The organism is Chloracidobacterium thermophilum B (genome assembly GCF_000226295.1).
Lineage (GTDB): Bacteria > Acidobacteriota > Blastocatellia > Chloracidobacteriales > Chloracidobacteriaceae > Chloracidobacterium > Chloracidobacterium thermophilum.
In genome coordinates, this window is the sequence record NC_016024.1 from 709,828 (window position 1) to 735,871 (window position 26,044).

20 protein-coding genes are annotated in these 26,044 nt (G+C 62.8%); 3 read left to right on the top strand and 17 right to left on the bottom strand.

Annotated features, from left to right (window positions below; genetic code table 11):
• Positions 1 to 3 precede the first annotated feature (3 nt).
• The 4 genes from CABTHER_RS15380 to CABTHER_RS03030 form a co-directional block, all read right to left on the bottom strand.
• A complete protein-coding gene (locus CABTHER_RS15380; RefSeq protein WP_081464661.1) occupies positions 4 to 861 on the bottom strand; it encodes a SirB1 family protein in 858 nt (285 codons plus the stop codon).
• The gene (locus CABTHER_RS03020; protein ID WP_014099103.1) at positions 858 to 3,281 is read right to left on the bottom strand and encodes a hypothetical protein; all 2,424 of its coding nucleotides are present in this window, start codon (positions 3,279 to 3,281) and stop codon (positions 858 to 860) included. The genes CABTHER_RS15380 and CABTHER_RS03020 overlap by 4 nt, the downstream gene beginning before the upstream one ends.
• 108 nt (positions 3,282 to 3,389) lie before the next feature.
• Positions 3,390 to 4,037, bottom strand: a complete 648-nt coding sequence (locus CABTHER_RS03025; RefSeq protein ID WP_014099104.1) for a bifunctional 4-hydroxy-2-oxoglutarate aldolase/2-dehydro-3-deoxy-phosphogluconate aldolase — start codon at positions 4,035 to 4,037, stop codon at positions 3,390 to 3,392.
• Positions 4,038 to 4,039: 2 nt separating this feature from the next.
• Positions 4,040 to 4,660, bottom strand: a complete 621-nt coding sequence (locus CABTHER_RS03030) for a cyclase family protein (RefSeq protein WP_014099105.1) — start codon at positions 4,658 to 4,660, stop codon at positions 4,040 to 4,042.
• A gap of 446 nt (positions 4,661 to 5,106) precedes the next feature.
• On the opposite strand from CABTHER_RS03030, the gene CABTHER_RS17195 reads away from it, so the two are divergent.
• Together CABTHER_RS17195 and CABTHER_RS15385 are read left to right on the top strand one after the other, a co-directional pair.
• Positions 5,107 to 5,628 (top strand): peptidylprolyl isomerase, encoded by a 522-nt coding sequence (locus CABTHER_RS17195; RefSeq protein WP_041569049.1) that lies wholly within the window; start codon positions 5,107 to 5,109, stop codon positions 5,626 to 5,628.
• Positions 5,629 to 5,636: 8 nt separating this feature from the next.
• Positions 5,637 to 6,689 (top strand): PP2C family protein-serine/threonine phosphatase, encoded by a 1,053-nt coding sequence (locus tag CABTHER_RS15385; protein ID WP_014099107.1) that lies wholly within the window; start codon positions 5,637 to 5,639, stop codon positions 6,687 to 6,689.
• Here CABTHER_RS15385 and CABTHER_RS03045 read toward each other — a convergent pair.
• The 13 genes from CABTHER_RS03045 to CABTHER_RS03105 all read right to left on the bottom strand — a co-directional run bounded on the left by CABTHER_RS03045 (position 6,678) and on the right by CABTHER_RS03105 (position 24,892).
• Positions 6,678 to 9,653: a HEAT repeat domain-containing protein gene (locus tag CABTHER_RS03045; protein WP_081464663.1), complete on the bottom strand. Its 2,976-nt coding sequence runs from the start codon at positions 9,651 to 9,653 to the stop codon at positions 6,678 to 6,680. The two genes, CABTHER_RS15385 and CABTHER_RS03045, sit on opposite strands and share 12 nt — an antisense overlap.
• A gap of 33 nt (positions 9,654 to 9,686) precedes the next feature.
• Complete coding sequence (locus CABTHER_RS03050; protein WP_014099109.1) at positions 9,687 to 10,649, bottom strand: glycosyltransferase family 2 protein; 963 nt, start codon at positions 10,647 to 10,649, stop codon at positions 9,687 to 9,689.
• An 8-nt stretch (positions 10,650 to 10,657) separates the two neighbouring features.
• Entirely contained in the window at positions 10,658 to 11,794 is a 1,137-nt protein-coding gene (locus CABTHER_RS03055; protein ID WP_014099110.1) for a glycosyltransferase family 4 protein, read from the bottom strand.
• A complete protein-coding gene (locus tag CABTHER_RS15390) occupies positions 11,781 to 14,378 on the bottom strand; it encodes a serine/threonine-protein kinase (RefSeq protein ID WP_014099111.1) in 2,598 nt (865 codons plus the stop codon). Before CABTHER_RS15390 ends, CABTHER_RS03055 begins: the two co-directional genes overlap by 14 nt.
• Before the next feature lie 242 nt (positions 14,379 to 14,620).
• Entirely contained in the window at positions 14,621 to 16,027 is a 1,407-nt protein-coding gene (gene purF, locus CABTHER_RS03065) for an amidophosphoribosyltransferase (RefSeq protein WP_014099112.1), read from the bottom strand.
• A gap of 80 nt (positions 16,028 to 16,107) precedes the next feature.
• On the bottom strand, positions 16,108 to 16,278 hold the full coding sequence (locus tag CABTHER_RS03070) for a hypothetical protein (protein WP_187288404.1): 171 nt from the start codon (positions 16,276 to 16,278) through the stop codon (positions 16,108 to 16,110).
• A 30-nt stretch (positions 16,279 to 16,308) separates the two neighbouring features.
• Positions 16,309 to 16,770 carry a DUF6677 family protein gene (locus CABTHER_RS03075; protein WP_014099114.1) on the bottom strand — a complete coding sequence of 154 codons (462 nt, stop codon included), beginning with the start codon at positions 16,768 to 16,770 and terminating at the stop codon, positions 16,309 to 16,311.
• Positions 16,771 to 16,787: 17 nt separating this feature from the next.
• On the bottom strand, positions 16,788 to 17,756 hold the full coding sequence (locus CABTHER_RS03080) for a DHH family phosphoesterase (RefSeq protein WP_014099115.1): 969 nt from the start codon (positions 17,754 to 17,756) through the stop codon (positions 16,788 to 16,790).
• A 66-nt stretch (positions 17,757 to 17,822) separates the two neighbouring features.
• On the bottom strand, positions 17,823 to 18,227 hold the full coding sequence (gene rbfA, locus CABTHER_RS03085; RefSeq protein ID WP_014099116.1) for a 30S ribosome-binding factor RbfA: 405 nt from the start codon (positions 18,225 to 18,227) through the stop codon (positions 17,823 to 17,825).
• A 24-nt stretch (positions 18,228 to 18,251) separates the two neighbouring features.
• On the bottom strand, positions 18,252 to 21,104 hold the full coding sequence (gene infB, locus CABTHER_RS03090; protein ID WP_014099117.1) for a translation initiation factor IF-2: 2,853 nt from the start codon (positions 21,102 to 21,104) through the stop codon (positions 18,252 to 18,254).
• Positions 21,105 to 21,160: 56 nt separating this feature from the next.
• The gene (nusA, locus tag CABTHER_RS03095; RefSeq protein WP_014099118.1) at positions 21,161 to 22,663 is read right to left on the bottom strand and encodes a transcription termination factor NusA; all 1,503 of its coding nucleotides are present in this window, start codon (positions 22,661 to 22,663) and stop codon (positions 21,161 to 21,163) included.
• 27 nt (positions 22,664 to 22,690) lie between these two features.
• Positions 22,691 to 23,224: a ribosome maturation factor RimP gene (locus CABTHER_RS03100; protein WP_014099119.1), complete on the bottom strand. Its 534-nt coding sequence runs from the start codon at positions 23,222 to 23,224 to the stop codon at positions 22,691 to 22,693.
• A gap of 201 nt (positions 23,225 to 23,425) precedes the next feature.
• The gene (locus CABTHER_RS03105; protein WP_081464666.1) at positions 23,426 to 24,892 is read right to left on the bottom strand and encodes a M16 family metallopeptidase; all 1,467 of its coding nucleotides are present in this window, start codon (positions 24,890 to 24,892) and stop codon (positions 23,426 to 23,428) included.
• Positions 24,893 to 24,972: 80 nt separating this feature from the next.
• Here CABTHER_RS03105 and CABTHER_RS03110 point away from each other — a divergent pair, with 80 nt between their 5' ends.
• Complete coding sequence (locus tag CABTHER_RS03110) at positions 24,973 to 26,025, top strand: glycosyltransferase family 9 protein (RefSeq protein ID WP_187288405.1); 1,053 nt, start codon at positions 24,973 to 24,975, stop codon at positions 26,023 to 26,025.
• The last annotated feature ends 19 nt before the right edge of the window (positions 26,026 to 26,044 follow it).

Here is a 26,044-nt window from a genome sequence, read left to right on the forward strand (position 1 = left end):
GCCCTAGTTCCACCGGGCTAATTCCCGCTTGGCTTCATTGATATGGGCTTCGAGGATGCGGTGCTGGGCCTCGGACATAGTGTTTTGTTTTTGTTCTTCAAGCCAAATCACAGCCTCGCTCCAGCGTTCGAGCTGGAAGCACAGCAGCCCGATGTCGCGCCGGATGTAGGGGTCCTCCGGGCAGACGATAAACTGCATGCGGCGCGCACGTAAGGCCGTTGTCCAGTCTTTGGCTTCAAGGCCGATGCGGTAGATGTTGTTGAGCATCCGCAGGAAAATATCGGCCGGTTGGGCCACTTGCAGGTGTTCGGCGCACAGTTGTTCCTGCGGCCCGCACATCTGCTGAAGCAACTGCTGCAAGCCGTCGCTGTCCAGCCACTGGCACTGGTGGAAGGGATCGAGATAGCCGACGCCATCGGGCCCGCTGTAGCGCACGAGAAAGTGCCCCGGAAAGTTGATGCCTTCGCACCGCAGACCAAACCGGGCAGCCAGTTCGATGAAAACGACGGAAAGGGTAATGGGAATCCCCACCCGGCGGGTCAGCACGTCTTCAAGAAAGCTGTTGCGCCGGTCATCGTAGTTTTCCGTATTGCCACGAAAACCAAGCGCCACGAAGCCTTCGGCCACGGCTTCGATGGTAAGCGGTTCGGGCTGTCCGGTTTCGTCTGCCCACTTCCACAGGGCATCGGCCAGGGCATCGAGTTGCTTCGGAATGGTCATGATGTCCCGCTCCGGGGCCGCCACCCACGTCACGGCGGCAGCGGCCCAGGCAAGCGCCGGCTGGTGGTTATTCACGTGCCACACGATGGAAAGTTCTTCCAGCCGCTGCCTGAAGCGGCGTTCAGTAACCAGAGACATCATAGCTTGGAAGTATCTGGGGCAGATTCAGCAGGGGCAAACGAATCGCAGCCCGGACTTTCGGCATTGGCATCCCCGGCAGATGCTGGCAGGCAGCGTAGCACGCCCGTTTCATCAAGGTAAAACGTCTGGTCGCCGGTGCGGTCTGGTCCCGTTCGGACGGCTGGAAAGGCTGTCAGCGAGAAACCGGCTGGCTTGCCGTCTCCGGCCGGGCGCAGCACAATCGGGCCCAGCACATACCCACGGTAGGGCAGGCGGGTCATCAGTTCGACCTCTTCGCTGAAAGGACGGCTGCCGTCGGCGCGTTTGGCCAGCGTCGGAAGGCTGTCGGAGTAGTTGCCCTGGCCAGCACCACGCGCATATTCCATCTGGGCTTCGTAGATGGCCCGCAGCACCTCACGTACGCCCTGTTCGTTGGCCCGGCGCTCATCGGCGGCCGAACTGGCTCCCCAGCCAGCACCGGCAATGCCGACGAGATAGGGCAGGGACACGTTCACCACATTGGTTATCATCCGCCCTTCACGTCCGATGTGGGTAAAGACGGGAAATGGCGTCAGTCCTTCAAGAAATACCTGGTAGCGTTTGGGGGTTTCGTTGCGCAGTTCGGTCAGGGCCTGGGCCAACAGCCCTTGGGAAACATACGCACTGCCCATGGCGTCGGCCGGACGCGCCCCGAAGCCGACATTGAAATCTTCGCGGCGGCCCAGGGTTTGCCCGCGCCGGTAGGTGTCAATCACCCATTTCACGTCACTGGTACGGCCGGCGACGAGCACGTTGGCAACCACCGACACGGCAAAGGCGTTTTCTTCATCCTCATTGCTGCCCTCGAACAGCCAGATGGTTTCGCCTTCGTAAGTCTTCACACGAGGGTCGAAAACGGGTCGCCACGTCGTTCCTTCTGGCGGCTTGGCAATGGCCTGCCAGGCCTTTCGGTCGGCAGCCTTGCGCGCTGCCGCCGAGAAAATTTTGGCAAACGCATCCCGCAGCGCCTGGGGATTATTGCTGACAGCAAAGGTGGCCACCCGGAAGTTGTCTGTGAACGGTAGGGCAGTGCCGGTATTGACAACCTCTCTGACTTGCAGACCGCCTACGGCCAAGGTGATTTCGCCGGTCAGGGCGGCGGCGATTTCCTGGCGGAAGTTGACACCAAACTTGCGTTCGGCCACCTGAATGTCAGTTTCGTACCGGGCATTGAACGTCCCGGCCATCTGGCGCAGGGTGTCATAGACGCGCGTCGGGTTGACGCTCAGGGTGGCAAAAATCTGGGTGTCATCCGGCAGGAAATCAGCCGCGCGTCCGCTCACGCGAGGGCCATCGGCAAAGGCCGGAAAAAGACCCTCGCTGGCGCGGTCGAGTCCAACGACGATGCGCTGCGTGACCCGTCCATCTTTCACACTGTAGGCAAAGCCGGTGCCATCCACCGCACCGATGCCGGACTTTGTGACGAGCTGGTTGATTTTAGCCACAAATTCCGCTTCGGCACGGGCCTGCTCACGGGAAGCCCGGTTGCCCGACGGAGAGGGCTTCAACAGTTCAGCAAACAGGTCGCGGACATACGTGCCAATGGTGGACGTGTTGATATAGACCATCCCGTTCCGGTTGTCCGTCAGTTGTTTCTGAACGTCCTCGAAGCCTCTGGCTTTACCGAGTGGGCTGAAGGTGGGCTGGGCCATCTGGGTCAGCCAGCGCGTCATCGCCGGGCGGAAACCGACGGCAATGACCTGTCCGCTGTGCGCCATAACCAGCGACTCGGTGGCTTTGGTGGCGGGAAAGGTGGTCGTGCGGAAGCGTCCGGCACGTCCCGGAAGGGGCTTGACCCGTCTGGTATTCGTCACAAACGTTGGCAACCACTGCTCCCCAAGCTGCACAAAGCGCGCGGCGGCAGCATTGTCGGGCGCAATGAGCACCACGACGAATTCGACTTCAGGTATGGGAAACAGGCCGCCAAGGGTCTTTTTCTGGTTCGGTGCCAGCATGAGTCCGACGCCGACACGGGTGGCCGCGAGGGTGGCTTTGTCGGGAAAGCCGACGGCGGTCAGGGCTTCGTCATAGCGTGTCAGGTCAATGGGCAAGGGGGAGTCGGACGCCGCCAGAAATTGCTTGAGGCTCTCCACGGCGAGGACTTCGTCTATGGCATTTGGCAGGCGCTCAAACTCGGCGTAAAGCAGCACGTCGGCGGGAAAATACTCCGCCAGCGGGCGTGGCGTTGTGGTTTCAGTTGTGGCAGTCGGGCCGGCGGGAGGCGTTGTTGTTGCCGGCGCTTTCCGTGCCGGCTGCCGCCGGGTGCGTTGGGCTTCCGCCAGATTCCAGTTTGAAAGGATGAGTGTCAGAAGAAGCCCGCCGGCAAGCAGAGAACGCCGGTGAGTGCGGGCTTGCCAGAAGCGATGCGTCCACGGAAAAACGTGGCACGGTGAAAAGTTCATAAAAGACAGCTCCTCAAAAAAGGCAACATGGCGCCGGATGTGATGAATGACACATTGCCTTGATACTGTGTGGCGTGGCACGTCGCAAGACCGGGCGCGAAGACAGGTTCAGGGACGGGAAGGCGTGGACAGTGCCGCAAGTTGCCGGGCGCGCTGGCTGATGTCTTCTAGGTTGGGTTGGTTGCCGGTGGAAGGTGAAAACAGGCCACTCCCGACCGTGACCACCGACGCTCCAGCCTGGAGGTATTTCGCCACACCGGTCAGGTCAATGCCTCCGGCTGCCAGCAGGTGCAGGTTGGGAACGGCGCGACGCAGTTGCCCCACATAGACGGCCCCGCCGAAGGAAGCCACGGGAAACACGCGCACGAGTTGCAGCCCCCGCTCAGCCAACCGGGCCACTTCGCGCGGAGTGGCACCGCCGGGAATGACCAGCACGTGATGTTTCCGGCAAAAATCCATCACCGGCGGGTTGTCGTAGGGCAGGGTCGCAAACTGGACATTCGCCTTGATGGCGCGGTCGGCAACCTCGACGGTTGGGACATCCCCGATACCTATTATGACTTCATCGGCGAACTGATGCCGGATGTCGCCGATGACCCGCATCGCGCCGGGAGTGTGGTAGGGAACCTCGATGATACGGATGCCGCCGGCAATGACGGCGCGGGCTGACTGCACTGCAATTTCGGCCGTCGCCGCCCGCAGGCTCGCTACGATGCGATGGGTGAAAAACTGCTGAAGCAGGTCATGGGCGGTCATAATCAGCCCCGCAGGATGACACGCGCCGGTGCGCCGTCGCTGTCCATGAGCTTCAAGGGAAGACAGATAAGCTCATAATCCCCGGCATCCACAGCGCGTAAGTCCAGTCCTTCCAGAATGACCACCCCGTTGGAAAGCAGCTCGATGTGGGTGGCAAAGGTAGTGCTGCCGTATTCCTCGACGGAAAGGTAGTCAATGCCGACCAGCTTGATGCCATCGGCCACCAGCTTGGCGGCGGCCTCCGGCGTGATGAACACATAGTCGGGGTTGAAAGTTTCCTGCTGCCAGAGCTGGGAGTTGCGGGTTTTGAACAGCACCCGGATGTGTTCGCCCAAATCCAGGCGCGAGAGGGTGTCAACGTCTATTTTCCGCGCGGTGACTTCCACCACCCGCGCCCGCCCGACCATGATGTTGAGCGGAATTTCATGCAGCTTGCGTCCGGTTTCGATGAAGTGAAAGGGGGCATCCACATGGGTTCCTGTGTGCGTGCCCATCCCGCAGTAGCAGACATTGGCCGGATCACCCTTGGAAAGTTGCGCCCGGGGTTCAAGCACCACGGGTGGGTCGCCAGGATAGACTGGCATCCGTGGGTGAACCGGAACGGTCACATCGTAAATCTGCATAGTCCTGGTTCCTTCCTTGACAGAAGCCGATGCTAATGGCGTTGACCAAGGGCTGTCAAACGGCGCGGTTCCGCGACAAATCCGGGAAAAAGCGGCTTCACTGCGTGAAATACCACTGCAACAGCCGGTTTGCACGCCTGGGGCAGACTGCCCGCAAGCCGGCCCGGTCGGGTTGGTGCGGGGCCCGCATTTCCGAACGTCGGCCGGTTGGTGCCCATTGCGTCGCATCGGGTCTCTCGTCACAATCGTGCAACGCAAGGATGTTTCGAGTCAGGGCAGCGGCTGAGGGCGTACTCGTTGGGAAACCAGGTGGGTGTTTCAGCCCGCCCCACGCTTGTGGCCAGCTACAGGGTCCGGGTTCGGCTTCCCCGGCTGGCCCCGTAGCCTGTGGCGTGAGATGGCACTGCTGTCCTGTCCGGCTCGTCGTTCCGCTTAGGGAGGTGACTATGCGTTTGTTCCGACTGGGCTGCCTGATGTTCGGGGTTGCCCTTGGTGTGGCCTGTGGCGGCAATGCGTCTGAGCCGCCGAAAACCGAAGACAAAGCAGCCAAACCCGCCAAGCCGGCTCCAAAGCCCTGTGATCCCAAAGACCTTATCCCCGTCAAGCCAGAGACTGTCCCAGAAACTCTCGAAGTGCAGCATATTCTCATTGCCTACAAAGGGAGTGGTGCGGCGAAAAACCCACAGATCAAAGTGACCCGCTCAAAGGAAGAAGCCCGCAAGCTCTGGGAAAAGGTTTTCGAGGAAGCCCGCAACTGTGCCGACTTCAACAAGCTGGTCATCCAGTACAGCGATGACCCCTACAAGATGAACGACAGCAAATACAACGCCTTTCCCGGCTTCTACGAAATCACGCCGAAGGGCGTTTTCGATGAGAACTTCAAGAAGTGCGCCCAGGGGTTGAGTCCGGGCAACATTGACAAGGTCGAAAGCTACTACGGGTTTCACATCATCCGGCGGAAGGCGTAAGCGGCGCTATGGCCCATGAAACGACGGCCTCGGCCGCGACCTCGACAATTCGCTTCGCCTGCATCTGTGACCGGGGACTGCAACGCACATCCAATCAGGACCGGGCCCTGGCCGAAGTCAGCGCCCGGCTTTTTGTCGTGTGCGATGGCGTCGGCGGGAATACCGGCGGCGAAATTGCGAGCCAGACCGCCATCGAGACCGTCCGTGACACCTTCATTGCGCCCGATGAGCGTCCGCCCCTCGTGCGCCTGGAACGCGCCATTCACTACGCCAACCGGGACATCTTCGAGATGGCACGCCATGACCTCGACCTGGCCGGAATGGCGACGACGCTGGTGGCGCTGCATCTCGATGGCGAAACCGCATGTGTGGCGCATGCCGGCGACAGTCGGCTGTATTACTTTGCCGACGGCAAGCTGACCCAGGTGACCATAGACCACACGCCGCTCCACGATGCCGTCCGCCGGGGTGAACTTTCACCGGCCGAGGCCGAGCAGCTTCCCAAGGCCAACGAAGTGAGTCGGGCGCTGGGCGTTCTGCCCGAAGTCGAGGTCGAGACCCAGACCTTCCCGCTGGCTGTCGGGTCACGTTTCCTGCTCTGTACGGACGGTGTAACCCGCCACATCACCAACGATGAACTGGAGCGGCTCATGACTGTCTTCGTGGACAATCCCGACGGGCTGTGTGACGAAATTCACCGGTATTGCTACGAGCGTGGAGCCGAAGACAACTTTACGGCGCTGGTGGTGTGCGTCGATCCGCCGCCGCCAGCTTCAGACCAAGGGCTTGCTTCCCCTCCATCGCTTCAGGAGCGCCTTGTGCGCACCAGGGAAATGAGCCTTGCCCCAAGTTTTCCAGCCGACCGGACAACCGGCGAGCACCACCCTCTGCGCGAACTCGTCGAGGCCCGCCGCGCCCGTTCCCGGCGTGAGTGGATACTGCACACGCTCGTGGTGCTCGTGCTCATGGCGCTGTCCTTTGTCGCCGGCTGGTGGTTGGGGACACAACGGATCACGCCCGAAGTCGCCCCAGCACCGGCTCCGGCGCGCCTACCCCGCTGACCGGCTGCGGACGGGTGCCCACTGCCGGGCGGCCGGAAGCCATGGCTGTCCGGCGTCGCTGCTGCGGATGATGCCGGAGGCGTCAACGTAAAAGGCCCGCCGTCCCGTCAGCCCCGCAAGACGCGGCGTTGCCAGAACAAAGAAATCGGCCGGCCCGAACGCGGTTGCTTCGGTCACATACAGGGCAAAAACGTAATCCTGGTCAACGAAAGGGGCTTCCAGTTCACGTTCCTGCTGCTGAAGCTCGGCCAGGGAGGCAAAACGCCCGCCGGAAGCCATCCGAAAGGCCAGTTGCGCCGCGACGAGACGTTCCAGATAGTCCATCACCTGGGCTTCATTGCGGGTCACACGGTCATCCGCGCTGAGGCTTCCAGCCGGAAGGGTGCGCCCCGGCGACACCCAGACGGGAGCCGTTCGCGCTTCCGGCAGCCGGCGCAGAGGCAACCGCCGGGCCGCAACGGCCGTTGACGATACCTTGCCCGCGGCCGTTGCGCGTGGGGCCGGGCGAGGCGTGGGGCCGGTCGGAGAAGCTGGACGCACCGCAGCGGTTGGCGATGCGGCTGGTGTTGCCGGCAGTGTCGCCGTTTCCGGTGGGCCGGAAGGCGGAACCAGTCCCGGAGCCGGGCCGGGCGCGGTACTTTCCCTGACCGTGGCGGAAGCCGTCGGGCTGGGGAGCACTGGCGTTGGTTGGGCCAACGTTGGGCGGGAAGGTGGAGCTGAAGCCGTTGTCGTCGGCAGGGGGTCTGGTGGGGTGGAAGGCGCTTCATTGGCGGCGACGACTGGCAACGGGGCTGCCGGTGCCGGCTGCGGGGAGTCCGGTGGTGGCGGAGGTAGTGGCAGGGAGCCAGCTATGGAAGGGGGGAGTTCGGGCCCCAGCGGTGGCGCAACGTTGGCTATGGCCGGAAGGCTTCGGGACGGGCTGGGCAGAATCACCACTGTTGGCATCCGGCGGGAAGGTGGAGCTGAAGCCGTTGTCGTCGGCAGGAGGGCTGGTGCCGTGGAAGGTGCTTCATTGGCGGCTACCGTCGGCGCTGGTGTTGCTGATGCCGGCGGCAGAGGGGCCGGTGGCAGCGGGACGGTCAGAGACGGGGGCAGTTCGGGCCCCGGCAGTGGCGCAACATTGGCGACGGCCGGAAGCGTTCGGGATGGACTGGGCAGAATCACCCGTGGCAGCCGCAGCCGGTCGAGCGCCGCAACGGCCGCCTGCCGGACTTCCGGGGCAACGTCCTCCCGGGCCAGTCCGCGCAGGGTCTCGGCCAACGCCGGAGGTGTCCCCCGTGGCTCCGTGAGCCGCGAAAGCCACTCCACGCGCACGGCCGGGTCGGGTTCGGCGGCCAGCCGTTGGGCAGTTGCCTCAGCAAAACGCGCCGGATCGGTACGCGCCAGCGCTGCCAGCGCCGCACGCCGTACTTCCGGGTCACTGTCAGCCAGAGCTTCCAGGAACGTACCGGTAGCGGCCGGTGGAACGGTCACAACCATCAGCCCCAGCAGGGCCCCGCGCCGCCGCAGGGCGTCGGGCGACGCAACCAGTCCTTGAAGCCGGAGTGGGCTTTCCGGCAGGGCGTTGAAAAATCCGACAATGGCTGTGCGCCGGTTCAGTACGTCGTCAAAGGCCATCCTTCCGACGGCTTCGACGACACCTACAAAGGCTTCTTCCGAGCCAAGCCGGGCGAGGGCAAAGGCGGCAGTGCTTCGCAGGGCAGCGTCATCGGACTGAAACGCCGTCAGCAGCGCTGGCAGCGCCTGACTGCCGCCAATGCGGGGCAGAGCCACAACGGCGCTGGCCCGGACGGCCGGGTTGGCATCCCCCAGTGCTGTCTGGATGGCCGGGAGCGTACGGGCGTCACCGATTTTGGCCAGCGATTCAACGGCGCGGCGGCGCAGAAGGGCATCGTCTGCCGCCAGCGTTTGCACCAGAGCCTCGGTGGCGCGGTCGTCCTTGAAGTTGCCGAGTGCCTGCACCGCCAGCGTGCGCACAAGGGCATCGCCGTCCCGCAGGCTGTCCACGATGGCGTCAAGCGTACGCGGGACAGCCAGTGCACCAAGGGCATCCACGGCCCGGGCGCGCACCCGTGCGTCTTCATCCCGCAGGGCGTCCACGAGAGCATCGGCCGCCGTCTCATCGCCAATTTTTCCCAGGGCAAACGCTGCGTTCTGGCGCACGGCCGCTTCCCGGTCGCGCAGGGCTTCGAGCAGGGGCGGAACAGCCTGCCGGTCGCGGAGGCGCCCCAGCGCCTCGGCAGCGCTGGCGCGGACGGTGCGCTCCTTGTCCAGCAGCAGTTCGCTGACGGCCGGAATAGCGCGCGGATCACCCAGCATGCCGAGTGCCATGGCGGCGCGGCTGCGGACATACAGGTTGCTATCGCCAAGCATACGCAGCAGCGGTTCGACGGCCTCACGGCGGCCCAGCGCCCCCAGCGCTTCGGTGGCACTCGTCCGCACTTCCGGCTCTGCGTCGGACAGACAGTTGACCAACTCCGGCAGGGATTGAGCATCGCCCAGTTTGCCCAGCGCCTGTGCGGCGGCACTGCGTACAAGGGGTTCGGCGTCCTGCAGCCGCTGGCGCAGCCGTGGAATGGCCGCGGGACGCCCCAGCCGGGCCAGAGCTAAGGCGGCTGCCGCCCGCACATCCGGGCTGATGTCATCAAGCGCCGCTGTCAGCGCTGGCAGTCCCAGTTCGCTTTTGAGATTGCCGAGAGCTTCCGCTGCCGCGCTGCGCACGAGAAAGTCACGGTCCCCGCGCAGGGCTTCCACCAGCGGCGTCACCTGACGCTCATCGCCGGAGCGTCCGAGTTCTTCAACGGCCCGGCGGCGGGCTTCGCGGTCCTGGAGATCGGTAAACGTCCGGCGGCCATCCTGAGCTGTCACCGGGCAAGGGGATGCCCAACGTTCACCCATCACCATCCCTGCCAGGAGCAGAACGGCGGCTACCCACCACCGCCGACCAGACCCGATATGCGACATGGCTTTGGTCTCCTTGTCTGTGCAGTACGTCCGTCAGAGATTTCCATCCAGTGTCAGTTTGCCGTAGCGCCGCGCAATGGCGCGCGCCCGCCGGGCCTGACGCCACCGTTCAACCGGCGTCGGGAGCAGCAGGCGCGCCAGCATTTTCCCCCGCGCCTGCCAGTCGGGAGCGCCTGACCAACTCGCCCACGCCAGCGCCGCGGCCCGCCAGCGCGCGCCGGCCCGGGCAAAAGCTTCGGCGTACGTCCAGGTGAGTTCGGCTGTAGCACGGCGGCGTTCAGTTTCGGACAGCTCCAGCCAGTCGGCCGTGCGGGCCTGAGCGGCACGGGTTTCAGCCAGCATAAACTCCACGTTCCGGCTCGTGTTGTAACCGTGGTGACGCCAGGCGGCACGGATGTCCTTATCCAGGGCAAAGGCTCCGACCCGGCACAGCCGGAGGTAGAGTTCATAATCTTCCAGGCGGGCCCGTTCGTTCCAGCCAAACCGGGTCAGGGCGCTGGTCCGGTACAGCACCGTGGCACTGACCGGAGCGCCGCCACGCAGAAGCATGGCGCGGGCGTCGCCATCCGTATAGCGCGCCCACCAGCGGGTGTCATCCACGATGTCGTTATCGGCGTTGACAATCAGGGCATGGCCGTAGGCCAGAACGGCCGTCGGGCGCGCTTCCAGCATCGTCACGCGCGTGGCGAGAAAATCGGGCAGCCAGAGATCATCCGAGCCAAGGTAGGCAAAATACGGCGCATCGCAGCAGGCAAGGGCTTCGTTGAGGGTGGCGCACAGCCCCCGGTTGGTTTCGTGGATGATGAGTTCACACGGGAACGGGCAATCGTCCAGCGTTCGGGCAATGACGTGGGGTGAGTCATCCGGTGAGCCGTCGTCAATGACCAGCAGTTTTGTCGGGGGGTGGGTCTGCCGGAAAATTGAGCGCAGGGTTTGGGCCACGAAACGGGCGTGGCGATAGGAAGGAACAGCCACGAAGACCGGAGCAGCGGCCACCGCACACCTCACGCAGCCAGCACTGCGTCGTAAAAATCGCGCAACCGGGCAAGATACGCTTCAAAACTATAGTGCCGACAGGCATGGGCTTGTCCACGTGCGGCCAGTGTCCGGCGGTAGTCGGCATCATCCAGTACGTGGTTCAGCACCCGCGCACAATCGGCAGCATCCCCGGCACGAAAAAGGGCGGCGGCCGTGCCATCGGCGGTAACTTCCCGCAGCGCCGGAATGTCCGAGGCGACACACGGCAGCCCGGCGAGCATGGCTTCAACCAGCGCCAGCCCGAAGGTATCGCTGCACGATGACAGAATGAACACATCGAGTTGAGGCAGGGCCTCGGCGGCCGGACGACTGCCGCAAAAGTCCACCCGGTCAAGGATGCCAGCGCGCGCACACAATGCCCGTGCCGCCGCCTCACGGCGCGCATCCTGCCCTGCGCCAACCAGAAGACACCGGGCCGTCGGATGACGGGCGAACACCTCCGGCAGCGCCCGGCACAGCGTGGCGTGGTCTTTGACCGGCGTGAAGTTGGCAATCATGCCCAGGGTGGGGCCGTCAGGTTGGAAAACCGTGGGCTGTCTCCGGCCTGCGCCCGGGTCAGGGACGCCATTGGGCACTACGGCGACGTGTCGGGCCTGCGTCAGGCGCAGCCGTCCCTGTGCCAGATGCCACCGCTGGGCCGCATGCGACACAACTGATACGGCATCGAGACGGGGCAGCAGGAAGTTCAGCGCCTGGAGGTTCCTGGTGTCATATTCGAGGTTGTGCAGCGTCAGGACGAGCTTGACCGGCAGGCCGCGCCGCGCCCACCACGCATGGAGGGCCTCGACGGCCTGGTTGGCATGAATCAGGGTGATGCCCTCGACCCGGATGAGTTCGCGCAACCAGCCGGCCAGAAACGGGTCGAACGGTGCACGCCGTTTGCGGAAAAAGGCGTGCGGCAGTGCGTGAAAGTCGGCGGCCGCCGTGCCGTCGCCAAATCCGGCCAGGCAGGCGCTGATCCCAACGTCCGCAGCCCGCCGGCAGGTGGACAGCACCAGCGTTTCGACACCGCCACGGTTGAGGGAGTCGAGCAGATAGAGAACCCGCAAGTGTTTCAAGGAAAGCGGAAAGGACTGGCGCCGGATGCGCCTAGGCCACCACATTGTCGCCAGCCGATGGTGGCGGCGACGGCGGCGGACTGATGAACGGCTGCATCAGTTGCTCCCAACTCTGCCGGACGGGTTCCATAATCGCCCGAAACGCAGGGTTTTCGCGCAGCCGTGCCCAGTCGGGATTGGAAATGAACCACGGGTAGTTTTCGTTGCCCAGGGCGATGGCCCGGCGCAGCCAGTACAGCGCATCTTCGTCATCACCCAGCGCCGCGTAGAGTGTCGCCAGCCAGTAGGCGGCATCGCCATCGGCATTGGCAATTTCACGGACGGCATCGTTGATGAGCGCCCGCGCCCGGTCGGGTTGCCCCTCGATGACAAAGCCCAGCCCGTAGATGGGACGGAAGCCATGGAGGTCGGGATTGCGCTCGAACAACTCCCGGAACGTGCGCGCCGATTCCTCATGCCGCCCCTGGTAGTAGAGCACCTGTCCCAGCACCATTGTGGCAAAGGGATGGTTGGGTTCGATAAACAGCGCCGCTTCGAGATGTTCCAGCGCCTCTTCGTAGTGCCCCTGGTAGAGGGCAATGCGGGCGCGGTTGTACGACACTCGTACGACATCCGTTGGGTCAAGCCGCAGACAGGCTTCGTATTCGGCCAGAGCCGGCCCGTACAGCCCATCCCAGCGGTGCAGGTAGGCCGCCGTGTTGTGTGCCGCCGGGTCGTTGGGCGCAATGGCCAGCATGCGCCGCACCTGCTCGCGGGCGCGTACCTTCTCGCCCTTGAGCAGGTAGTAATAGACCATGTTGATCTGTGGTTCGATGAGCGAGTCATCGAGCGCCAACGCCTGCCGGAAGCGTTCTGCCGCACGCTCGAAATACAGCGCCCCGCCAATGCCTTTCAGCACATATTCGACATAACACAGGCCCATGCCGGAGTGGGCCAGGGCGAAGTTGGGGTCGCAGGCCAGCGCGTTTTCAAACATTTCGGTCGCGGCGCTGAAGTCATCCTTGAGCATCGTCTGGCGGAAACGCTGCAACTGATTGCGTCCACGCAGGTAGTACTCAAAGGCTTCGGCATTGCGGGTCGTCGGCTTGGCAATGCGCTCCTGCTCGGTCTGGCTGATGCGGACACGCAGTTCTTCACAGATTTTCTGCGCCAGGGTGTCCTGCAGCGTGATGATGTCCTGGGCGTCGAGGTCAATTTTGTCGCTCCAGAGGATTTCTCCCGTGTGAACGTCAATCAACTGCGGCGTGACGCGCATGCGCTGTCCCGACTTGACGTAGGCGCTGGTCATCACGGCGTCCACCTGGAGTTCGTTGCCGACGTAGATCGGGTCGAGGTCACGCCCCTGGTACTTCGCCATGTAGCTTGACGGACGCACGACGATGGATTTGAGTCCGGCCAACTCGGTGATGACGCTGTCGGCAAGGGAAAAGCTGTAAAAATCCGTCTGGGGGTCGCCGCTCAGGTTGCGGAAGGGAAGAATGGCAATCGAACGTTTGTCGGATGTACGCCACGAACTGGGCATCGAGTCCCGGAGCGCCTGCCCTTTGTCGGCAATGTCGTCGGGTTTTTTCTCGGCGGGCGGTGGCTCGGCGGGTTGGGGCGCGCCGGTGGGGCGGCTGGGCAAGGCGGAGGGTGGAGTATTCGTCTGACTGATGGGTGTCCGGTCAGGCGTGCCGCGCAGCCGGCTGATGAGCCGTCCCACGACGCCACCGGTGAGCCAGTTGCTGCGCTCGTGGCGCGGGGTAACCATAGGCAGCAGGGAATCGTCGGTCAGCGGTTGCCCGGTCTGCATCTGGACGGCGCGCAGGAGCTGCTTGAGGTCCGCCTGGAACTCGCGCATCGTCTGGTAGCGGGCCGCCACATCCTTGGCCGTCGCCTTTTCGAGAATGCTTTGCAGCCGCTCAGGCACAGCCGGATTGATGGACGACAGCGGCGGAAGCGGCTCATGCATGATGGCATGCATGACATCCACCGTGCTTTTGCCCTGAAACGGGAGGCGGCCGGCTGCCATTTCGTAGATGACGATGCCCAGTGAAAAGATATCCGAACGGGCATCAATCGTGCCGCCACGGGCCTGCTCCGGCGACATGTAACCGGCCGTGCCAAAGGGAACACCGGCCTGGGTCAACTCCATGACGGACTCGTCGCCAATGTTCTTGGCCGTGGCTTTCGCCAGGCCAAAATCGAGAATCTTGGCCTGCCCGCGCTCATTGACGATGACATTGGTGGCTTTGACATCCCGGTGAATGACACCCCGCTCATGCGCTGCGGCCAGCGCATCGGCCAGTTGGACAGCAATGGAGAGGGTGCTTTCCATATCCAGCGGTCGCCCCCGTACCATCTGCTTGAGGCGTTTGCCTTCGAGGTACTGCATGACGATGAAATGCAGCCCACGGTCCTCGTTGATTTCATAGACCGTGCAGATGTTCGGGTGGTCGAGCGCCGAGGCGAGTTGGGCTTCGCGGAGAAACCGCTTGCGGGTTTTTTCATCCGCCACCAGCTCAGCCGGCAGAATCTTGATGGCCACGATGCGCCGCAACCGGGTGTCTTCTGCCTGGTAAACTTCACCCTGCCCGCCTTCACCGATTTTTTTGAGCAGCTTGTAGTGGAGTAGGTACGTACCAATCATACGTCCACCGTCATGTAGCAACGCGGATACTGGAGATTCAGATTGGCGCACAGCATCTGCGCACCATCAGATGTAAGGAGATATGTCACTTCCGGTTGGCTTTTGCCCGTTGGCAGACCCGATACTAGATAATTCACCAGGGCTTTTCCACCAGAAAACGATGTGGCCGGACGCCGTGATGGTGCGGCCGGGGCGTTGCCGCCACGGTCAGGCGTGATCAAAAGCCGAACCATGCCCAGCCACTACGCCCGGTGGCTGCGCCCGACCGCCCGCTGCGGGACGGGCAGCGGATACTTGCCGGTATAGCAGGCGGTGCAGAACCGGAGTCCTTCATCTGCGCCACAGGCCGCCAGCAACCCCTCGTGGCTCAGGTAGCCCAGGCTGTCGGCATTGATGTATTGCCGGATGGCTTCCGTGGACTGGTTGGCGGCAATCAGTTCGGCGGTCGAGGGCGTATCCACACCGTAGTAGCAGGGGGAAATGGTCGGCGGACAGCTTATCCGCAGGTGGACTTCCCGCGCCCCGGCCTGGCGGAGCATCTCGACGATCTTCCGGCTGGTCGTGCCGCGTACCAGCGAGTCATCCACCAGAACAACGCGCCGCCCTTCAATCAGATCGCGCACGGGATTGAGTTTGACCTTGACGCCAAAGTTGCGGATGGACTGCGTTGGCTCGATGAAGGTGCGGCCAATGTAGTGGTTGCGCACCAGCCCGAACCGGAAGTTGATGCCCGACTGCGCCGCATAGCCAATCGCGGCGGCTACACCGGAGTCCGGGACCGGAACGACGATGTCGGCTTCAACGGGCTGTTCCCGGGCCAGTTGCTTGCCCATCTTGTGGCGGCTTTTGTTGACGCTGCGCCCGTAGATGCGGCTATCCGGGCGCGCAAAATACACGTGCTCGAAAATGCAGAAGGCCGGCGTCTGGGGCGGCAGCGGGTACTCGGTCCGCAGGCCCTCCCGGTTGACGGTCAGAATTTCACCCGGTGCAATGTCGCGGACGTAAGTCGCACCGATGAGGTCAAAGGCACAGGTTTCCGAGGCCACCACCGTCGCCCCATCCAGTTCACCCAGACAGAGCGGGCGGAAACCACGTGGGTCGCGCACAACAAACAGACTGTCCGGTGTGAGAATAAGAATCGAGTATGCGCCTTCAAGCTCCCGGAAAACGTCGGCAATGGCCTGCTGAAGGTGTGGCTGGCGCGACCGGGCCAGTTTGTGCAGGACGACTTCGGTATCGCTGGTTGAGGAAAAAATCGCACCTTCCCGCTCCAGTTCGGCACGCATGGTTTCCGCAAAGGGGAAGTTGCCGTTGTGACAGATCGCCAGTTCACCCCGGTGGCATTTGATGGAGAACGGCTGGGCTTCGTTGAGGCTGACTTCTCCGGCGGTTGAGTACCGTACGTGGCCGATGGCGCAGTGGCCGGGCAGTTTGTCCAGGACGGACTCGGTGAAGATTTCGTTGACTTCACCCATGCCGCGCACGGCATGCAGGCGCTGGCCATCACTGGTCACAATGCCGACGGATTCCTGCCCACGGTGTTGCAGGGAATACAGTCCCAGATAGGTGAGCCGGGCCGCTTCGGGATGCCCCCAGATGCCAAACACCCCACATTCTTCACGCAGCTTGTCCTGATACCAATCGTGCACCGCCAGACTCCATCGGTTTCATTCGCGCCTGAACCAGCGTCACCGGCGACCGTTGCTCCGTCCACAGGGTCAGACGCCGCTCAGGGAATGAAGTAAAAAAGCCAACTGATGACCAGCCCGACGCCGACAAAAGCGCCGAATGTTTTGAGGCCATACAGACATCGCTCACGGGTGGTTTCGGCTTCGTTGGTGATGGCGGCCAGGACAGTGGAGGTGAGCGCCGCGAAGGTTGTCATGATGAGAAAGTGCATGGTTTCAAGTCCCGCGCTGGTCAGCACGCATCAGGCCTTGCGCCCTTTGGCAATGTCAAACACATCGAACATCACCAGGTAGTTGAGCAGTCCGGCGACGACAAGAAAATACGTGCCGTATTCGTAGGTTGCGGCTTTAAACTCAAAGCTGACGCCAAAGCCAAGCCCCCGCAGGATTGGCTGAAGGACACCGATACCCATCTGGCCGATGAGGCAAACCTTCGACAGGACATCCCGCAGTCCGAGCAGTTCGTCCGGGTCGAAGGGGGAGTAGAGGTGTCCGCGCATCCACAGTCCCAGCACGACCATCGTGTAGATGCTGCCGCCGATGAGCACTGCGCGCCCGTAGCGGCCCAGCAGGCCGTGCCCCAGTCCGGGCACGAGCCAGGCTGCCAAGCAGACCACGACCTGTCGCGGCAGGGAAACCGGGGCCAGGGCGGCGACCGGCGGCTGCTTCGGATCAAGGGGCGGAGCGTCAGAAGTTGGCGTCATGGTATGGGGCGAGGCTCTCAGTCGGCGGCTCTGGAGGTCGTTCCAAGCTCCGACTGCAACGAAGATAACACGCGGTTCGCAACGCTGTCCTGAGTGCCGATGACAGTGCACCCGGAGGCGTATTTGTGTCCGCCGCCACCGAAACGTTCCGCAATTTTCGACACATCCACGTTGCCTTTGGAGCGCAGGCTGATGCGGAACTGCCCCGGATGAATTTCCTTGAAGAACACGGCGGCTTCGACATCCCGGATGGAAAGCGGGTGATTGACAATACCTTCGAGGTCATCTTCGGTGGCCTCGGCGGCTTCCATCATCTCACGGGTCATCGTCACCCAGGCCACCCGCCCGCTTTCATCCCGTTGCAGCGTGGACAGGACACTGCCCAGCAGTTTGATTTTGCCGAAGGAGTGGGACTCGTACAGGGCCCGGGCCACATGCGCCGGACGCGCCCCGCGCCGTACCAACTCGGAGGCAATTTTGAAGGTGCGTTCGGTGGTGTTGGCGTAGTGGAATGAGCCGGTGTCCGACAGCAACGCTGCATAGACACACTCCGCAATCGGTTGGTTGATGTTGATCCCCAGGGCTTTGCAGAGGTTGTAGATCATTTCGCCCACAGCGGCGGCTGTGGCGTCAATCCAGTTGATGTGCCCGAACAGGGCAGTCGTGGTGTGGTGGTCAATGTTGACAATGAACTGCTTTTCGAGTCCCGGCAGACCCGGACGGTCCAGATCGCTGCATTCGATGACAAATGCCGCGTCGTATGGTTCGTCAATTGCCGGGCGAACCTGCACTTCCCCTGCGCCGGGTAACTCCTGATAGGCCGGTGGAATCGGGTCGCGCATCACCACGACGACATCTTTGTGCAATGCACGTAGCCCCCAGTAAAGTGCCAGTGAGGAACCGGTGCTGTCACCGTCGGGACGGGCATGGCCGGTGATCAGAAAGCGGTGCTTCGACTCGATGAGTTCGACCACCTGACTGAGCATAGGGCTTCAACTCCGTACATAGGGAATCCAACCAAGACAACCTGCGCCAGAGCGCACCCGCATCGGTCAGGGGCTGGGGGCATCAGCCGCCTTCAGACGGGGACGCTCTTCGTCCAGAATGGCCTCAATCCGGGACGCGGAAAGCAGGGTTTTGTCGAGTACGAAATGCAGGGTCGGCACCCGGTGCAGTCCCAGGTGCTGCCCCAGGGCCTGCCGGATGAAGTCCGTGGCCTCGTTCAGGACACGGACCGTCAGCGCCAGGTTGCTTTCCCGTCCGCCGTCGCCACTGACATAGACCCGCGCGGCCGTCCCAGCGGCATTGAGGGCCACGTGGTGCACCACGACCGGGTCCACGCGCTCATCGTCCAGCTCAAAGCGCACAATCTCGTTGATTTCCAGACGGAAAGCTTCGCACAGGCGTTCGCGGCGGTGGTTTCCCGGTCTCGAACGGTGGCTCGCACGGCGTCGCATCGTTGGGGGCCTGACTCCTTGGGCTTAGAGTTCCGCAGCGTATTTTTCGAGCGTGTAGCACTCGATAATGTCGCCTTCCTTGATGTCCGAAAAATGGTCAAGTCCGATCCCGCATTCAAATCCGGCCTTGACTTCGGAGACATCGTCCTTGAACCGGCGCAGCGAGGCAATCTCGCCTTCATAAACCACGACCGAATCCCGGACCAGACGCACTTTGGCAGCGCGTTTGACCACCCCCTCCAGCACCGCGCAGCCGGCGATGTTGCCCACTTTGGGAACCTTCACCACTTTGCGCACTTCCGCCCGCCCAAGCTCGATTTCCTTGGTGAGCGGATCGAGCATGCCGATCATGGCCTTGCGCACTTCTTCTTCGACCTTGTAGATGACGCTGTGCAGGCGGATGTCCACCCGCTCCTGTTTGGCCAGTTCAGCCACGCGCGGGGCCGGGCGGACGTTGAAGCCGATAATGATGCAGACGTGCGACATGTCGTTCGAGGCTGCGGCCAGCATCACATCCGATTCTGTGATCGCACCCACATCGGCCCGAATGACACGGATGCTGACTTTCTCGTTGGAGAGCTTCTGGAGAATTTCACGCAGGGCTTCCACCGATCCCTGCACATCGGCCTTGAGAATGACGAGCAGTTCCTTGAGCTGTCCGCTCTTCATTTGCTGGTACATGTCTTCCAGCCCGCGCGCCGCACTGCTCATCAACTGCGCCATGCGGGCTTTGGACTGCCGGTAGTTGGCCAGTTCCTGAGCGCGGGCGGCATCATCCACCACCTGAAACAGATCGCCGGCTTTGGGGACGCCCTCCAGGCCGAGCACTTCAACCGGAACTGAAGGCCCGGCTTCCGTCAGTGGCCGCCCGCGATCATCAATCAGGGCACGGACGCGCCCGAAGTGCAGGCCGACAATGAACGGATCGCCCACTTTGAGCGTCCCCTGTTGAACCAGCACCGAGGCGACGGGACCGCGCCCTTTGTCAAGGCGCGCTTCGAGAACGACGCCCGAGGCCAGCCGTTTGGTGGGGGCCTTGAGGTCGAGAAGGTCGCTTGTGAGCAGGATCATTTCGAGCAGGGTATCGAGGTTGCGCCGGTGCTTGGCGGAAATCTCGACCATGACGGTGTCGCCGCCCCACTCTTCACAGATGAGACCGATGTCGGACAGTTCCTTTTTGACGCGCTCGACGTTGGCCTGGGGTTTGTCAATCTTGTTGATGGCCACAACAATGGGCACTTTGGCAGCCCGGGCGTGATCAATGGCTTCGATGGTCTGCGGCATCACGCCATCATCGGCGGCCACGACAATGACGGCAACATCCGCGCCTTTGGCTCCGCGTGCCCGCATCATCGTGAAGGCTTCGTGACCGGGCGTGTCCAGAAAGACGATGCGGCGCAGTTTTTCCCGATTGTCCGGGTCGGGAACCTCGACGCTGTACGCCCCAATGTGCTGGGTAATCCCACCGGCTTCACCGGCCGCCACTCGTGTGTTGCGGATGGCATCGAGAAGGCTGGTCTTGCCGTGGTCAACGTGACCCATCACCGCCACGACCGGCGCGCGCGGCTCGATGTCATCCAAAGCATCGGTCTCAATGGCCAGGGTATCCTGCTGGTCATTGATGATTTCTTCGAGGCTGCGTACCGTGACCTCATAACCAAACTCACGGGCGACTTCGCGCATAGCCTCTTCGGAAAGAGGCTGGTTGATAGTCGCCAGGATACCTTTGGCAAGCAGCGCGGCCATGATGTCCTTGGGCTTGACCTCTATCTTCTCGGCCAACTCCTTGACGGTGGTTCCCTCAACGACGGTAATCGGTTTGAATTCCGTAAAGACAGGCTTAGCTTTGGCCACAACGGCGGGCGCGCGTTCGGGACGCACAAGTTTCTTTTCAAACTCACGTTTGCGGAGTGTCTCCGTGTGCTCTTTGAAGTTGCGCCGTCCACGTCCGTCCCGGGAGCGGTCCGGTGATGCGGGTGGAACATACGTACGTGTCACCGTTGATGGCGTTTCCACGGAGGAGACCCCGCGATTTAGAGAGGAGTGCAGCGGGCGCTCTTCGCGGGAGTCCGAGCGCGTCTCCGGCGGGCGAGCCTGTCCCCCGCTTTTCTGTGGGTAGGCAGACGGCTCTACAACCGGTGGACGGGCTGGCGAAGGTGTCCGCGTCGTTGGAACCGTAAATTGCCGAATCACGGGCTGGGTTGGGGCTGCGGGCGTGACTGGCGTGGCTGCCTTCGCGGCTGTGCCACCGCCATTGACCGGCTGCGCCGTGGGTGGCGATGAAGGCACAGGAATAGGTCTGATGCTCGTGGTGGGTTGCGCCTCTGTGGCTTTCAGTTCTGCAGTCTGGGATGTCGCTGGTGGTGTTGCATCGGTGGTCGTTTCCGCCGCTGGAACTGGTTTCACGGATGGAGTGGAAAGGGTGACGACGCGCAACGTGGATTCTGGAGCCTTTGCCGGCGAGACCGCCGATGAGGTTCCTGCTGAGACCGTCGGTGCTGTTTCGTGCGCCTGTTTCTCCGCCAGCAAGTCGGTTTCGGGCGTTTTCTTGACGAGCCGAACACTGGTAGCACTTGTGACCGGTTGGGAGAGAGCTGGAGCAGCCGGCTCGGTGGTTGGCACTGAAGAGGATAAAACATTGGGCAGAATGGTTCCTGGCGGTAACTTGCGGAGCTTTGGGGCTGGCGGAGGCGTGTTGGCCGTGGAGGCACGGTTGGGGTTGTACTGCTCACGTACCCGGTGAGCAATCGCTTGGTCAATGCTGCTGGACGGGACATAGCTGCCACTGACACCAATCCGCTGGAGGTCCTCGATGATTCGCTTGCTGTCCACCTTAAGTTCTTTGGCTAGCTCGTAAATCCTGATTTTTGTCGTCATGCGCGTTCCCTACCCTCCATTTCCAACACTGGTTCCCGTCCGCCGGCCGCAGGGACTCAGGCACCCGGCTGAAGCTCCGGCTCACCCTCTGGCGCGATGGCATCTGTCGTCGGACTGTCCAGCGCCGCTGCGGCCGGAGCGGCGTCCGTGTCCGTTGCGGTTGGTGCGTCAGCCGTGCCCCCGGATTGGAGCGACACCTCGGCCGTGTCCTCCGGTGTCGCTTCCGCCCCGGCTGCAAGCTCCGGTGCGGCTTCTTCTGCCGCCGTTTCCGATGCGGCTTCTTCGTTTGTCCCTGTGGCTGGCAGGAGTTGTCGGGCCTGCTCAATCAGTGCCACGGCTTCATCGAAGCTGATGTCCAGGATGCTGGCCACATCGTTGACATTGGCATCGGCCAGCTCTTCAAGGGTGGCAATGCCAGCTTTCTTCAGATACTGGGCATAGGCCGGATTGAGAGCCGCCAAATCGGTCAGCGGAACATCCGGCCGCGAAAGCAGGGACTGGAACTGGCTGGCCACTTCGCGTTTCATTTCGGCATCGCTGCGGATGTCAATGTTCCACCCCACGAGTTTGGAGGCCAGCCGGACGTTCTGCCCCCGTTTGCCGATGGCCAGACTGAGCTGGGATTCCTCAACAATGACTTCAAGGCGCTGGTTGGTGAAATCGGTAATCTGGACACGGCTCACCTTGGCCGGAGAGAGGGCGTTGGCGGCAAACACCACCGGGTCCTCCGACCACGGAATGATGTCAATTTTTTCACCGCGCAGCTCCCGGATGACGGCCTGTACGCGCGAACCCTTCATCCCGACACAGGCGCCCACCGGGTCCACATCCGGGTCATTCGAGGCCACGCCCACCTTTGCCCGCTCGCCCGGTTCCCGTGCCGCCGCCTTGATGGTCACAGTTCCGTCGTAGATTTCAGGGACTTCCATCTCAAACAGCCGCTTGAGCAGTTCGGGACTGGTGCGCGAAACGTGAACCTGCGGACCCTTGGCATCTTTCGTCACCTGGGTGATGACGACCCGTACCCGGTCGTTCTGGCTGAAGTTTTCCGCCGGCGACTGTTCGGAGCGGGGCAGCAGGGCCTCCGTGCGCCCGATGTCAAGGATGATGTTGCCCCGCTCAAAGCGTTTGACGACGCCGTGGACAATCTCCCCCACACGCCCGATGTATTCGTTGTAGATGTTTTCGCGTTCGGCTTCCCGCACCTTCTGGATGATGATTTGTTTGGCGGTTTGCGCGGCGATGCGGCCGAGTTCCTCGAAGCGGTCCTGCCGTGGCTCGTAAAGCACATCGCCAATTTCTGCCGAGGCGTCAGCCTGAAGGGCTTCTTCAAGGGAGACTTCCGTTTCCGGGCAGACGACGACATCAGTCACACGCTTGGCGGCGTAGAGTTCCATGCGGTGGCTTTCCTCGCTGTAAATAGCCACGAGGTTTTCATTCGACTTGAAGTGCCGCCGCGCCGCGGCCGTCACTGCATCCTGCAGGGCCTCGATGATGATGCGTGGGTCAATGTTTTTGTCCCGGCTGATAGCCTGAATCTGCTCTGACAGTATGGACATAGCTTGCTTGCCTCCGTCTGGACACCACTACGGTCTGGTATCCGCCGCATCTTTTTCGCGCTCCCGTTCACGTGCGGCACGTTTTGCTTCCGCCACGCGAAAGAGGTCTTCTGCCGTGACTTCGAGTTGGGCCTGGGCAATATCGGAAAACGCAATGGGGGTTTCCACACCAGCCTCGTTGCGCAGGATGATGACCGGCCCTTCCTCAGTGCGGACGGCAGCAATCCGTCCGCGAAACTGCCGCCTGCCGTTGAGCGCCACCGTTGTCCGCAGTCGCACGCGATGGCCGGTGAACCGTTGGTAGTCGGCCAGCCGGTACAGCCCACGTTCGACGCCTGGCGAGGAAACTTCCAGGGTGTAAGCGGTTGGCACGGCATCCACCGCGTCGAGATGGTCGCCGATACGCCGACTCAATGCCGCACAGTGGTCAAGGGTGATGCCGTTGGGATGGTCCACCACGACGCGCAAAAGATGCCGGCGTCCGAGCTTTTTCATCTCACAAACGACCAACTCGAACCCATCCTGCGTCACAAGGCGTTCGATGGTTTCGGCAATGTCCAAGCCCTGGTCCCTCGGTGCTGAAGTCGTGAGGACGACCGAATCCAGCCGCCGTCTCACCGTCCTGTGCCGTCGGGCGTGTGGAAGGCGTCCCTTGTCATGCTTCGCCTGTCTGTGCGCCCAAAATAAGTCGTTCAGTATAAACAACTGCAATAAAAGGGCAAGGGCTGGCGCCCCGAATGCGGAAGGAAACGCTGTCCGGTTTCAGTCGCCCGGCCCCGGAACGGTGAGTCTATCACGCAGCTGGCGCGTCCGGGCTTCGTCCCCGATGATGACAAACCGCAGGTTGCCCATGTACTTCCGGGCCGCCGCCCGCACCTGCTCCGGCGTGACGGCCTGCAGCCGGTCCAGTGAGGTGAAGTTCTGTCGCCACCCGCCGCCCACCAGTTCGTACAGCGCCAGGGCCGCCACCTGTCCGCTGTTGGTTTCTTCAGCCAGATAGGTCGTGGTGAGAAATTGCGCCACGGTAGCGCGCAACTCGGCCGGCTCGACAAGTTCCGTTTTGAGCCGTTCGATTTCCTTCAGCATCACTTCCACCGCCTGCGGGGCGGACACCGAAGAGACATAGATGCCGCCCAGGTTGGCCCCCTGGGCCGTCAGAAAGGCCGTCGGCGCATAGGAGAGGTTCCGCTTGACGCGCACTTCTTCAAAAATCCGGTCCCGCAGAACGGCCGCTGCCAGGCGCAGCGCCGGAAAGTCCGGCGCGGTGAGGGGCGGGGCCGCATAGACGCCCTGCACGTAGTCGGTCGGCATGGAACGGTTGACGATGGTCACATCCGCTTCTGCCCAGGACAGGGGCGGCAGCGGTTTCGGAGGCGTTCCGGCCGGCAGCCCGGCAAACAGCCGGGTGGCCTCGGTGGCAATGCGCTCAGGCGCAACATCGCCCACGACGACGAGCAGCATCCGTTTCGTCGTCAGAAGCCGGGCATAATGGGCGCGCACATCCGCCACGCTGAGACGTGCCAGGGCTTCCGGCGTCCCGGTTGGCGTCGCCGCGTAGGGATGCTGGCGGTACACGGCTGTGGCCTGGGTTTTCTGCAACAGGGCATCGGGATCGTCTTCATCATCGAGCAGGGAAGCCAGCAGCCGCTCGCGCGTCAGCGCGACATCCTCTGCCTCGAAACGCGGATGGCGGACGACATCGGCAAAGAGTTTCCAGCTCTGCTCAAAGGTCTGGCGGGTGCTGGCCAGGGTGAGCGCCGAGTAATCGTACGTCACAAGGTAGCTCAGACTACAGCCCAGGCGCGCCGTTTCCCGGCGCAGAAGGGCGCGGGGGAAACGGCGGCTCGCCTCGGTGGCCGTTGCCAGCGTCAGTGCCTCGATACCGGCCTGCGCCGGCGCGATGTTGCTGGCACCACCGGCAAAGAACAGTCCGACCGCCACGGTCTGACTGCCCGGACGCCGTTTGACGAGGGTTTTGACACCGGCAACGGTCTGCTCCGTGACGAAATCCTGCGGCCGGAGGCGGGGCGCGGTGTCCTGCGGCCGGGCCTGCACTGTCCAGTTGCCAGCCAATCCGCCAGCAACGACAAGGGTCAGCACCAGCACCAGTTGCCACCTGACCCGATGCTTGTCATAAAGCCTGGTGTCGGGATGTGTCCCGGATGTCATGTGGCGTGGCTGTGGCGTGGCGTTGTGCCACGGCTTCATCCAGCCCGATAGGATGTTCATGCCTGCCTCTCGAAATCGGCTTCCCGTCAACACGGGACGGTACGGACAAAGCTACAACCCAACCGCCAGTGCCGCCAACCGTGATACCTGTACCTTTTGACCGCCCGGTGCTGTTCCGTCTGCGCTCAATCGGCGACACGGTGCTGATGACGCCGGTATTGAGTGCCCTGAAGGCGTGGCGGCCGGACCTGCCCATTACCGTGGTGACGGAACCGCTTTCGGCTCCGCTGCTCGAACCGCATCCACTGGTGGATGAACTGTTTGTGATACCGCGCGCCCGGCGCGGCATCGCCGGCCTGGAGATGCGCCTTGGGGCTATTCGGCGGCTGCGGGCTGGAAACTTCGATATGGGCTTCAACCTGCACGGCGGCACAACGGCTGCCTGGCTGATGCGGCTGGCCGGTATCCCCCGGCGGGTTGGCTACGCACTGCCCAACACGCGCTGGCTGCTGACGCACGTGGCGCCGGCCCCAACCGAAATCTGGCAGAAGTCCACGATTCACTGTGTTGAACAGCAGCTCGGCCTGCTGAAGTTCGTCGGCGTGCCCGTGCCGTCACCGCTTCCACGGACGAAGCTCTACTGCGCGCCCCAGGCCCGTGCGGCCGTCACGGCGAAGCTGCGCCGGGCCGGTGTTTCCGGCCCCTACGCCGTCATTCACCCGGCGGCGGCTTTTCAGAGCAAGCAGTGGGCGGCAACGCATTTCGCCGACATTGTGAACTATCTGGCACAGCGTGGGTTGCAGCCGGTCATTGTGGTTGGGCCGGGAGAGGAGCCGGTGGCCGAAGCCGTCCGCCGTGCCCTGCCGGCGTCCCACCGGGCGCTGTTTTTCACGGACCTGCCGCTTTCCGAAACCATGGCGCTCATTGCCGGCTGTGCCTTTTTCGTGGGCAACGACAGCGGCCCAGCCCACATTGCGGCTGCTTTTGAGCGCCCGCTCGTGGTCATTTTCGGTTCGTCGAATGAAACCGTCTGGTCGCCGTGGACGAACGTCCCGCACCGGGTGGTGCGTCACCGGTTGCCATGTGTCCCGTGTGCCGGGCCGGTCTGTCAGGCCTTCCCGGAGCCGGAGTGTATCCGCCGGGTGACGGTAGCCGAGGTGACGTCCGCCATTGACGCTGTCTTTCCGGCTTAGTCTGCGCTTTGGCCGTTCT